General features: G+C 38.0%; 12 protein-coding genes and 1 pseudogene. 3 read left to right on the forward strand and 10 right to left on the reverse strand.

Annotation, left to right across the window (positions count from 1 at the left end; all coding sequences use genetic code 11):
- Positions 1-46: 46 nt before the first annotated feature.
- Complete coding sequence (locus V7161_RS28685) at positions 47-1,195, forward strand: CapA family protein (RefSeq protein WP_335716195.1); 1,149 nt, start codon at positions 47-49, stop codon at positions 1,193-1,195.
- Positions 1,196-1,279: 84 nt separating this feature from the next.
- Entirely contained in the window at positions 1,280-1,576 is a 297-nt protein-coding gene (locus tag V7161_RS28690) for a HesB/YadR/YfhF family protein (RefSeq protein ID WP_335716196.1), read from the forward strand.
- Positions 1,577-1,601: 25 nt separating this feature from the next.
- On the opposite strand, the gene V7161_RS28695 is transcribed toward V7161_RS28690, so the two are convergent.
- The 8 genes from V7161_RS28695 to mtnA all read right to left on the reverse strand — a co-directional run bounded on the left by V7161_RS28695 (position 1,602) and on the right by mtnA (position 7,325).
- On the reverse strand, positions 1,602-1,913 hold the full coding sequence (locus V7161_RS28695) for a hypothetical protein (protein ID WP_335716197.1): 312 nt from the start codon (positions 1,911-1,913) through the stop codon (positions 1,602-1,604).
- 18 nt (positions 1,914-1,931) lie between these two features.
- Positions 1,932-2,363, reverse strand: a complete 432-nt coding sequence (locus tag V7161_RS28700; protein ID WP_335716198.1) for an acyl-CoA thioesterase — start codon at positions 2,361-2,363, stop codon at positions 1,932-1,934.
- A 24-nt stretch (positions 2,364-2,387) separates the two neighbouring features.
- On the reverse strand, positions 2,388-4,715 hold the full coding sequence (locus V7161_RS28705) for an AAA family ATPase (protein WP_335716204.1): 2,328 nt from the start codon (positions 4,713-4,715) through the stop codon (positions 2,388-2,390).
- Between the two features lie 111 nt (positions 4,716-4,826).
- Positions 4,827-5,042 carry a small acid-soluble spore protein Tlp gene (gene tlp / locus V7161_RS28710; protein WP_335716199.1) on the reverse strand — a complete coding sequence of 72 codons (216 nt, stop codon included), beginning with the start codon at positions 5,040-5,042 and terminating at the stop codon, positions 4,827-4,829.
- A 125-nt stretch (positions 5,043-5,167) separates the two neighbouring features.
- Positions 5,168-5,308: an acid-soluble spore protein N gene (locus V7161_RS28715; RefSeq protein ID WP_420491684.1), complete on the reverse strand. Its 141-nt coding sequence runs from the start codon at positions 5,306-5,308 to the stop codon at positions 5,168-5,170.
- A 68-nt stretch (positions 5,309-5,376) separates the two neighbouring features.
- The gene (locus V7161_RS28720) at positions 5,377-5,508 is read right to left on the reverse strand and encodes an FbpB family small basic protein (RefSeq protein ID WP_223589976.1); all 132 of its coding nucleotides are present in this window, start codon (positions 5,506-5,508) and stop codon (positions 5,377-5,379) included.
- Between the two features lie 125 nt (positions 5,509-5,633).
- Positions 5,634-6,170: a redoxin domain-containing protein gene (locus V7161_RS28725; RefSeq protein WP_335716200.1), complete on the reverse strand. Its 537-nt coding sequence runs from the start codon at positions 6,168-6,170 to the stop codon at positions 5,634-5,636.
- A 105-nt stretch (positions 6,171-6,275) separates the two neighbouring features.
- Positions 6,276-7,325: an S-methyl-5-thioribose-1-phosphate isomerase gene (gene mtnA, locus V7161_RS28730; RefSeq protein ID WP_335716201.1), complete on the reverse strand. Its 1,050-nt coding sequence runs from the start codon at positions 7,323-7,325 to the stop codon at positions 6,276-6,278.
- Between the two features lie 190 nt (positions 7,326-7,515).
- On the opposite strand from mtnA, the gene V7161_RS28735 reads away from it, so the two are divergent.
- Positions 7,516-8,553, forward strand: a complete 1,038-nt coding sequence (locus V7161_RS28735) for an NAD-dependent epimerase/dehydratase family protein (RefSeq protein WP_335716202.1) — start codon at positions 7,516-7,518, stop codon at positions 8,551-8,553.
- A 154-nt stretch (positions 8,554-8,707) separates the two neighbouring features.
- Here V7161_RS28735 and abc-f read toward each other — a convergent pair whose 3' ends face one another.
- A complete protein-coding gene (gene abc-f / locus V7161_RS28740; protein WP_335716203.1) occupies positions 8,708-10,408 on the reverse strand; it encodes a ribosomal protection-like ABC-F family protein in 1,701 nt (566 codons plus the stop codon).
- 237 nt (positions 10,409-10,645) lie between these two features.
- Positions 10,646-11,506 (reverse strand): annotated as a pseudogene (locus tag V7161_RS28745) (phosphotransferase enzyme family protein); the annotation flags it as partial.
- Positions 11,507-11,804 lie beyond the last annotated feature (298 nt).

The raw sequence follows: 11,804 nt of genomic DNA on the forward strand, positions 1-11,804 counted from the left end.
ATATTATATAGTAATACTAAGAAACATACCATTAATAGGAGTACATATGAAAAAACGAGTCATTGTACAGTCTTTTATTATAATATCTATTTGTATGATTGGAACCGCTTACTTCCTTCTCCAGCAAAAAAATACGGACACTAAAGAAAATAATCATTCTTTCCAGAAGCATAAACAGCGGCTCTCCTTTATTGAAAATCGAGAAATGAAGGAAAAGGTGACGCTTGGTGCCATTGGGGATATCCTGATCCACGATCATGTTTATCGAGATGCTTTTAATGGGGCTTCCTATGATTTCGTTCCCATGTTTGAAAATGTAAAGACGTTATTGGAAAATCCTGATATCCTTACGGCAAATCAAGAAAGTATGTTAGGAGGAACAGAGATCGGGCTCTCAGGCTATCCAATGTTTAATAGTCCCCATGAGGTTGCCGATGCCCTTGTTTCAACGGGAGTCGATATTGTTTCAACGGCTAATAATCATACACTTGATAAGGGCGAAAAAGGAATTCAGTCCGAAACTGCTTATTTGAATTCGATCGGTTTACCTCATGTTGGAAGCTTCCTTGATGAAAAGGATCGCCTAAAATTAAGGATAGTCAATAAAAATGGCATTAAGCTTGCCTTCCTTGCTTATACATATGGAACGAACGGCATCCCTGTTCCAAAAGGAAAGGACTATCTCGTAAACCTTATCAATCGAGAAGTGATGAAGGAAGAAATTCACCGCGCTAGAAAAGAAGCGGATGTTGTGGTGATGAGCATCCATTGGGGAAATGAATATCAGCGAATCCCGACGAAAGAACAAAAGGATTTAGCTCAATTTCTAGCCAATGAAGGTGTTGATATCATCCTTGGGTCGCATCCCCATGTCTTACAGCCAATGGATTGGATTGAAACGAGCGATGGCAGAAAAACGTTCATTATTTATTCCTTAGGTAACTTTATTTCAGCCCAATACGGTGATTACAAGGATATTGGCGGTTTAGCCACCATTGATATATTCAAACATATTTCCGCCAAAGGAAATTCGATCGAGCTTTCGAATCCTGTTTTTTATCCAACCTATGTGACGAGTCAAAAATATCATCATTTTCGTGTCGTCCCGTTAGAAAAAGCAGGCGGGTTTGGACTGCAAAATGCGGAAGCAAAATACAAGGAAATCCAATCCCACATGGTTCAGTGGCTCAAATAGCGGTGTTATTAATAAATCTTATCGTTATGCCCAAATAGAGTTATCCTTTATAATAATAGTGAGGAAAAATGGAAAGGAGACCGCATGAAGATATACATTTCAAAAGAAGCAGCAGCGTGGTATATAGAAGAACTCAATATTAATAATGGTGACTTTGTCCGCTTTTTTGTAAGATACGGCGGATGCAGTACCGTTCAAAGTGGATTTTCTCTCGGCGTTTCCACCGAGGAGCCTGTCGATATCGGTGCTGCCGTAAATCTAGATGGGATTACTTTTTATATTGAAGAAAAAGATTTGTGGTACTTTGACAATCATGATTTAGTCATTAACTATCATTCTGATTATGAGGAACCTGTCTTTGAATATAAAAAAATGGATTAAAAGAATAAGCACAGTTGAAGAATCCTCATTTCTCAACTGTGCCGTTCATCCATATATGCTTAGTTAAACCTTCCTGCTTAAGGATCTCTTTCTGGCGAGGGCCAATTAAATCAAAATGAGAATAGCCGTCGATTCGGTGATGAATCCACTCTTTCTTCAAACCGTATTTAATCCCCCATTCTGCCAATTTTTCAAGATCCGAACAGCCCACCTTTGTTACAGTCTTACAGCCAGGGAAACGGTCATCTAGCCAGTAATGGGTTAAAAATGCAATTTCCCCGTTATCGATTTTTCTTTTCCATTCGATTAACTCTCGCCTTTTTATGCCAAAAGCCAATTAGTTCACCCCAATGCTTCAATCCTTTTTCTTAATTTCCTCATACTTTAAATACCATTCCGGAAATGTCTTTTTAAAAGAAGTTGGTCTGAAATTATCTTTTCTAACAATAATATGGGTGGATTTACCCTCGGCACATACTTCTTCATCCCCGTTGAAAATGGTATAACCATAGATGGTCTTGATTCCATCATTTAGTTCAACCCATGTTTTGACGAAAGCTTTATCACCATATCTTAACGGCTTTTTGTAGGTGATTTGAATATCATAGACCGGAGCATAATAGCCTGCTTCTTCCATCGAAAGATAACTATAACCAATATCTTCAATAAAGCCTGTTCGACCTAACTCAAAAAATTTTAAATAATTAGCGTGATAAATGACACCCATCATATCGGTATCTGCGTAGTAAAGCTGAATTTCTCTAAGAGAAACAAAATAATGATCCACAAAAATGTTCCTTTCTTTTTTCGTTTATTTACATTTCATCAATGCGTTTATAACATCGTCCATTTCCAGAAATAATGACATTTCAAGGAGATTTGTTTCCTGCCCTGTCATTAACCGAGCAGCCTGTGCTTGAATGATTTCATCGACTAAATTGGTTGCAAAGCGGCCATTCCCTTTGAAAGTTTCAGCTTCCAACGTTTCATGTAGCAACGTACTTGCTTCTTTTGTCAATTGATATTGGAATCTTCCGGCATAGGCTTCCATAATGGACAGCATCTCTTCCGTTGAATAATCAGGGAAGAAAAAGAACTTTTTAAACCTTGAACGGAGCCCGGGATTACTTTCTAGTAATTCGTCCATTTCGTTTGGATATCCTGCCAGCACGACAACCAAATTTTCATTATGCTTTGTCATTTCGTCGACAAGAGTATCAATGACCTCTTTCCCGAAATCACCGGTTGTGTGGCCAAGTAGGGAATAGGCCTCATCGATAAACAGAACACCCCCAAGGGCTTGCCTGATCAGTTTCTTTGTTTTCCCAGCTGTCTGTCCCACATAGCCTGCCACAAAATCGGCGCGGCTGGCGACAATCAGATGCCCCCTCTTTAAAATGCCACACTCTCTCAGCATTTCAGCATATAGTTTGGCAACCGTTGTTTTACCTGTCCCCGGATTTCCAGTGAAAACGGCATGAAGCTGAATCGGTACTGTTGGCATTCCTTGATTCCGTCTAAACTGCTGCATTTTCACAAAAGAAATCAGTGCATGCATTTCATTTTTGATGGAATTTAAACCAATTAACCTGTTTAATTGGTCCTTTGGTGAATCCACTGTTTTAGGTTTCTTAATCAGGAAATCTTCCTTATTTAACATCATATAATCCATAAATTCATCGTTGTTAACCTGCTTTTCTGAGCCTTTTTTAAAAATAGCATCCATAACAATGTTCTTAACGGTTCTAGCATTTCCGAAAGTGTCATCCACCCGCTCTATATCCAATCGGTTAACAATTTCGATTTTCGCTTCTTCCGTCATAAAATAATCATTCTCTGAAGCAATTTGTTCAGCAATCATCACTAATTCATCGTTGGAGTAATTAGGGAGATGAATGAAATTAGATTGCGGAAAGCGGCTTCGTAAACCCGGATTTGCATCTAAAAAGGATCGCATTTCTTCCGGATATCCTGCTAAAATGACGGCGAACTTTCCACCGTATTCCGAACTTGTCATCATCGAAACAAGAGTATCTACAGCCGCCTGGCCATAGTCATTTCCTGATTGGCCTTCCCGTTTAAGGCTGTAGGCTTCATCAATGAACAGCACGCCACCAATAGAGCGTTCAACGACTGCTTTAACATTTTCTTCGGTCTGACCGACAAAGGCCCCTACCAATTGTGCCCGATTTGTCTCGACCACTTCTTCATGAGGAAGCACACCTAATTCGTGATAAATTTTAGCCAGCAGGCGGGCAAGTGTTGTTTTCCCGGTTCCTGGATTCCCAGTCAAGATCATATTAAGGCTTAGATCATCTTTTATTTGGAAACCGATTTCCTTGCGGGTCTTTTGATACTTGATAAATCGATAAAAATCGTTGACCCGTTTTTTTACCTGGTCCATTCCGATCATTGTGTTCAACTGGTCCAAGGCAATATCAAAAGTTTCTTCGATGGCCTCTTCTTCTTGAAACTGACTTTGCCACTGCTGCTTAAGATCTTCCACAGCTGCTAAATGTGATTTCAAATCATCATAAAAGGTAGAGGTATGAAACACTCCGGTAATGGACTGGTCATATTCTTCTGCTGCCTTAAACAAACTGACGGTTTCGGATATAGCAGAGGAAAGCAACTCGAAAAGCATTTGGTACTTTGCGATAATAATATGGTCCCTCAGTCCAGTGGCAAGGTTCCTTTCCTTTTCCAATTCACTTAAGGAATCATCAGCCTCTGATAAAAATCGTTGGCAAATTTGTATGTATTCTTCAGCGGTTTTCTTTTTAGCTGTGCGGTTATCTGTTTCCCTGATCGATGGAAAAGAAAGCTGTGTCAATACATCCTTCCATTTTTTCCAATCAGACTGAAGCAAATATTCCTTTGCTTCTTGATTATGTGGATTTAACTCCAACGCTTTGTCCAACCAAAAATCGGCCAATGAATCCTTTTTATTCCGCGCTTTTCGTGAAATCGCCGCAAAGGTTAAAAGCTTCGAATGTGTTTGCGGATTTTTTTCCTTCCCTAACAAACTCATCAACAGGTTTTCATCAGATATAAAACCATTTTGGTCTAATTCTTTTTCCCAACGGATAATGTGCTGTTGTGTTATTACTTGGTTGTTAATTTGTTGATTCAATATCATCACTTCTTTATAAAAAATTCCCTTTTATCTTACCATAATACAAGGCTTGAACCTAAAAAAAGGATCCGTCCTGTTCGACTAGATCCTTTACCCATTTAAGTCTAAATTTTTTCAGGTTTCATCCTGGATTTCTGCTCTGAATGATTCAACACTCTCGCGTCTGCGCTCATTTTTTGCTTCGATTTGCTGGCGTTGTGTTTCACTATCCGTAAAAGAAAGGGATTGCTCTGCTTTTTGAATATTGTCCTCAGTATTTTGAATCATGGCCTGCAGCTTTTCAGCATTATCGCTGCGATCATCCGGTTTTGGCTGGTTATTATATTCCATCGATAGATCCTCCTTGATATAGAAATGGTACAGATATAGTTTGTATCGGAGGTCAAAAAATATGTGAGGAATTTAACAAAAAAGACCCTTTGGCTTTCGCCGTTTGGGTCTTATATCCAATAAAATTATTCACCTTTTGTTTGAATTACCTGTGCATGCTTGCCAGATGTATCATTCATTTTGTTTCCTTTATTTCCACTAATTCCTTTAGGTTGTGTCCCTAGATGGTCTGGGGCGAAACGTTTTGTTTTATAGCCTTTAGTCATAGTCATAATCCCTCCTTGGTTATATTTTGTCCATAAGGATTACAAACCATGATTGGCAAACATTGTGATTACTCTGCTTTGCCGAGGCGTTTTTCTTCTAAGCGTTGTTCGATTTTTTCCATTGCAGCATGGTCTTTCAAAAGTTGGGATTTATTTTCTGATACTAGTTCTGCGAATGAGCGTTTTCTAGGCTTTCTCATTTCTATCACCTTCCTTATATCCTATTGTAACAGTTATTATTCCCTGAAACGGTTGAAATTATTACAACTTTTTGAAAATTTATATAAGATAAAAAAAACGCTGGTATCTAACCAACGTCTTTCCATTACTTTAATTTACTTGCATTATCTTTCATGATATCAAGAGTCATGGCTCCGGTAAATTTATTCTGAATGATGCCTTTACTATCTATAAAATAAGTAGTTGGGATCGATAAAATTTGGTAAGTTTCATTTACTTTATCCTCTGCATCAAGAAGGATTGGGAAGGTGATCTTATTTTCATCTACAAATTTCTGCACTTCCAATTGCGGGTCTATGTTGACAGCCAAAATGACAAGATCTTTATCCTTTTCTTTGTAAAACTGCTCCATTTCAGGCATCTCCGCTTTACAAGGCGGGCACCATGTTGCCCAAAAGTTCAGCATAACTTTTTTCCCTTTTAAGTTCGATAGCTTGACTGTTTCACCAGTCAATGTTTTTAATTCAAAATCAGGTGCCTTTGCCCCGATGGCTAAGCCTTCCTTATTTACTGATGCAGTACTTGCGGTATCGGGTTGTTCTGTCTTTTTATCCATAGCCTGTACAATTGCTACAGTAAGTAATGAGATCAAAACCACAGCTGCAATGACTTTTTTCATCATACCCGACTCCCTCCTTTATCCAATCATATTTGCTACCATTGATTTTACACTATTATCCCTATTGAAACAAAGGTTGGTTATGCCGATTCTGTGAACAATGGTACTCTACTTTATAAAAAGTTTTGGAAGCTCATCTTGGTAGTTCCCTTTTAGTATTCCCTTTTCTGTAATGATTGCTGACACCAATTCATTCGGAGTGACATCGAACGCAGGATTAAAAACCTTTACACCTTCTGGGGCCGTTCTTTTCCCGAACCCTTCCGTAATTTCCGAAGCCTCCCTTTCTTCAATAGGGATATCTGCACCTGTTTTCGTATCCAAGTCGATGGTTGAGGTTGGAGCAGCAACAAAGAAAGGAATATCATGAGCTTTGGCTAGTAATGCCACACCATAGGTTCCAATTTTATTGGCTACGTCTCCATTGGCAGCCACACGGTCACATCCGACAATAACAGCCTGAACCCAGCCTTTTTGCATCACCATGGCTGCCATACTGTCCGTAATCAAGGTGACATCGATTCCTGCTTGCATCAGCTCCCATGCTGTCAAACGGGCTCCTTGCAATAATGGTCTTGTTTCATCCGCATATACTTTGATATCCCAGCCATTTTCTTGCGCCAAATAAAGCGGTGCAAGAGCTGTTCCGTACCTGGCTGTTGCAATACCGCCAGCATTACAATGTGTTAGAATACCCATACCATCATGAAGAAGTGTTAAAGCATGCTCGCCAATGGATCGGCAAACCTCTTCATCTTCCGTACGGATTAAATGGGCTTCCTTTTCAAGTGCTTCTTTAATTCGGGCAACTGGTTGGTCTTTTTCTTTTTTGGCACGGTCATCCATTCTTTTTAAAGCCCAAAACAAATTGACCGCTGTTGGCCGGGAGGTGGCTAAATAGTCAGCTTGCTTTTTAAATACAAAGTAAAATTCGTCAAAGGAATTCTCTGGTGCATCTTTTATGCCAAGCAATAAACCATAGGCCGCAGCAATCCCGATTGCCGGTGCGCCACGGACCTTTAATTGTTTTATCGCCTCCCAGGCATCTTCAATTTTCGTGATTTCTAGAAACTCAGTGATCTCTGGAATTTTTGTTTGATCTAATATGTTTAATATTCCGTTTTCGTAATAAACAGATTGTAAAAATGGGCTTTCCACTTAAAAATCATCTCCACTTCTATATGTATAAGTCTGCATCTAAAGCTGAATTTTCTTACATACCATAGATATTGTAACAATATCCTGAGTAGATGCAATATTTTTAGTTTTTAGTTTTGGCCGTATCGTTTTTGTTTCTTTTATTTTCTGAAAATTGGTAAAATAACTTTACGATGAGGAGGGATTTTTTATGAAAATTCTCGTTTTAGGAGGCAGCCGCTTCTTAGGAAGAACATTTGTTGAGGAGGCTTTAGCAGAAAACCATGAAGTGACCGTTTTTAACCGCGGAAATCAAAATGAGGGATTAAAGGATGTTGAAATTATTACAGGCGATCGGTTTGGTGATTTAAAGGAATTGGAGAATCGCTATTGGGATGCTGTTTTGGATACCAGCGGTTTTATACCGTTTACAGTGCAAAATTCAACTCAAGTTTTAAAGGACCGGGTAAATCAATATACCTTTATCTCCAGTATTTCTGTCTATAAAGATTGGATTCCTGAAAATTTGGATGAAACTTATCCTGTTTTAGAGATGGCCTATGAGGAAGCGAAGGAACTTACAAAAGACGCGAATGGCCCTGTTTATGAATATTATGGACATTTTAAAGCATTATGTGAACGGATAGCTTTGCAAAACTTGCCAGGTCGAACGTTAAATATTCGCGCTGGACAGTTAATTGGTCCGCATGACTATACTGACCGTATTCCCTATTGGGTACATAGAATTTCTAAAGGTGGGAAAGTTTTGGCGCCTGGTAATCCGGAACGCAGGGTGCAACTGATTGATAATCAAGATCTTTCAAAGTGGATCTTATCGATGATGAAAAATCAAGCGGCTGGGACTTTTAATGCAACCGGGCCGAATTATTCTTTATCCATGAAGCAGTTTCTGGACGCCTGTATCAAGATAACGGGCTCAAATGCTGAACTGGTTTGGGCAGATGAGAAATTTTTGGCGGATCAAGGAGTTGCGCCATGGACGGAAATGCCTCTTTATGTTCCTGAGAATTATCCGATTTCACCGGATGTAGAGCAGCCTTGGAAGGGAACCTTTTCCATAAATATTGAAAAGGCAGTTTCAAGCGGACTTACCTTTAAGCCTCTCGAGGAAAGTATCACGGATATTTATGCTTGGGAAAAAACACGTACATTGTCGGCTGATGAGTGGAAATCAGGGATGCGGGAAGAAAAAGAGAGAGCTTTACTTGACATAATTCATAATAAATGAGGAAATTTCGATTCGCCGATATATGTCCAGTTTCCGCCGATAAAACTAAAAATTCGCCGATATATTTATAAATTCGCCGATAAAGTTGAAAGATTCGCCGTTATTTTAAATCTAAAACTGAAAAGAGCAGGTATGCCCTGCTCTTTTCAAGATATTAACCGATTATTTTTCTTTTTTGTTTTAAAAGGTCTTTAAATTCTTGATCCAAAAGCACATATTTCGGGTCTTTTTGATCAATAGTCGATAATTCTCCTAAAATTGAGGCAATCCTATTTTCTATAATTAACAAAGTCTCATGATGATCATTCATTTTGTTATCTTTATTTAAATATTCTTCAGGTTTCATCTCAACTCGTTTAATCGTTTGTTCCTCAAACACAAGCAATCGGTCACAAAGCTTATTTAAAAAATAATAATCATGAGAGACGGTAATAATGGTCCCGGTAAATTCACTCAAAGTTTTTTCAAGCTGCTCGCGGCTTGGTAAGTCCAAATGGTTGGTGGGTTCATCCAAGATGAGGACATCGTAATCCCGTACTAACATATCAACCAATTTGACTCTTGTTCTTTCACCAAGACTTAAAGTGTAAATGGGCTTTGTGATATGCTCCTCCTTCAACCCTAGATTAGCTAACAAGGTACGGGCTTGAAGTATGCTTTCTCTATCCGTATATCCTAATGCCTCAAGCGCCGATTTATCAGACGGTAAATCATCTACATCTTGGCTTAAATAAGCGATTTTAAGCGAGTCACTTGTCCATAGATTGCCGCCAGATGAAGCAATATGGCCTAGAATCATTTTTATTAAGGTTGATTTCCCGCAGCCATTTTCACCTAAAAGGCCTATTCTTTCACCGTGAATAATATAAAAATGAGCATCTTGAAAAAGATTCCGCTCCTCGAATGTCATTGAGAGTTTCTTCGCCTCAATAATTCGCTTTCCTCTTTTCCCGTCGTTTTCAAACTGAAATCTTACTTGTGCATCTTCATTTGGTTTCTCGATTTTATTCTTATCTAATTCATTTTGCAGCCGTTTCATTTTTGATTTTACTTGTGCATCCCGTTTCTTCGCTTTTACGCGATGATATTCCTTAGTGCCATAATCTCTGCCTTGTTTCGTAGAAGTACTATGAGCTTTATCAGACCATGATTTAAGCTGCTCCATTTGCAGTTCGATGTCTTCTAGTTTCCTTTGCTGTACTTCATATTGGTGCATATGGTCTTTAAACTTCTTTTGTTTTTGCTTTTGATACTCACTATAATTCCCATTGAAAAAATGGATTTTCTTATTTTCTAATTCAAATATCCTGGTAACGGTCTTATCCAAAAAATGGCGGTCGTGCGAGATGATAAGTACTGCCCCTGGAAATTTGTCTAATTCAGATATCAACCATTCAATTCCCTTATAATCCAGATGATTTGTAGGTTCATCTAAGATTAAAAACCCTGGCTTTGAAGCCCAAATCATAGACAAGGCGAGCTTCAGCTTTTCACCGCCGCTTAAATGGGTTAAACGACTCTCTTCCCATTCATATGCTTTCTTAAGGCCAAGTTCACTTGCATGCTTAAAAAATTCAGTTTCCTTATTCATTGAAAGAGACTGTTGAAAATCACTAACTTCGTAATCAATCGACTGCGATAGGTAACCAATCGTTAAATCTTTTGAAGCCTCAATTTGGCCGCTATCAGGGGGAAGTTTTCCTGAAAGAATATTAGCCAGCGTTGTTTTGCCAGTGCCATTATACCCCACCAGTCCGATCCTTTCCCCATTTTTTATGTCAAATTGAATATTTTCTAATATTTTCACTAATTTAAAACTTTTATCTAATCCAGATACTTTTATTATTTGGTTCATAAAAAAACTCCCTTCATATGAACCTGAAGAGAGTTTTATGTATGATCGGTCGACAAATAAGCCTAAAAAGGCCATATATACATCGTTATACGATCAGGACATAAAAAAGGACAGACAAATCCTATTCTTCAGGTTCAACATTTTTCGTTATTCGAATCATGTACTGAAAAAATAAGATTATAACTTCATCGGCCCAATATCATTCCTTTTCGTTTGATAGTTCCATTTTATTGAAAATCAAATAAATTTGTCAATCAATTTTTCAAAATTAACAGTTGAATACGGAATTTTATCCTCTATTTTCTGCTTTAAATCTTTTAATGTAAAGGCTTGCCAATCTTCAAGATGCGGCAAATCCCACTTTTCTAAAAATAAAACATATAAAAATATCTCTCTGATTTTCAAGAAAATAGGAATTTGTTCTAGCAGCTGTCTGTTAATAGGATGTTCAGTTTGATATCCATTTAGAAATTGTACCCAAAAAATCTCACTAAAATCAGTCCTCTCAGGGACAAAAGATGCGGACTGCCAGTAAGCATGATAGAAGGAAACGGCGAGATCATAGGCAAACCAATGATAAGCACAATCATCAAAATCAAAAACAGTAATCCTGCCGTCATTCACCATGAAATTTTCCTGATGGAAATCGTTATGCATAAGACCGAACAAATTATGGTCTTCATTATAACGTTTTAGGAATTCAAGTAGTTCTAGATATCGGTCAGCAATCATAGTTGAAGATATTTTCGGAATAAGCCTAAGAAGATCAGGTTGGTTTCTTGTCCATTTGGGTCTGTCCAACTTGGCATCCAATTTACTAGATACCTTATGCATCTTACCTGTCAACTTACCCCAATTGTAAAATAAAGTAACATTCCAGATTTTTTTGTTTGTTACATCGACTGGAATTCCTTCAGCTTTTTCAAAAGCAACAACATAAAACTTTTGTTTTTGATATTCCACTTCTTCAATCATACGTTCATATTTAGAAAGTATTGGTTTCGATACTGAAATACCATGTTCTTCAAAAGTTGATACGAATTTTAATTCATTTTCGAGCCCAGATAAACTTCTTCTTGTTCCATTTGAGATTCTAAAAACTAAATTGTTACCGGCATGATCATAGGAATAGACTGAATTATGAAATCCGGTACTAAAATCCGCATTAGTTCAGAGACAAGGATATTATATCTTTCTGCTATGATATTTTGAATCATTTTCTTTTTCCCCTATGACAAAATTAATAAAGAGCTTTTTATGACCGTTAATTTAAGTAAATGGGGGCATTTTGTATCGCTACTAATTACCGTCGCCCTTGATTTTTGAAGCTGCCGGGCATTAAGAGCCTCTCCTAATTACCGTAGCCTTTCACTTTTGAAGCATGCGGGCATTAAGA

It is taken from the genome of Neobacillus drentensis (genome assembly GCF_036965425.1).
Classification (GTDB): Bacteria; Bacillota; Bacilli; order Bacillales; family Cytobacillaceae; genus Neobacillus; species Neobacillus drentensis_F.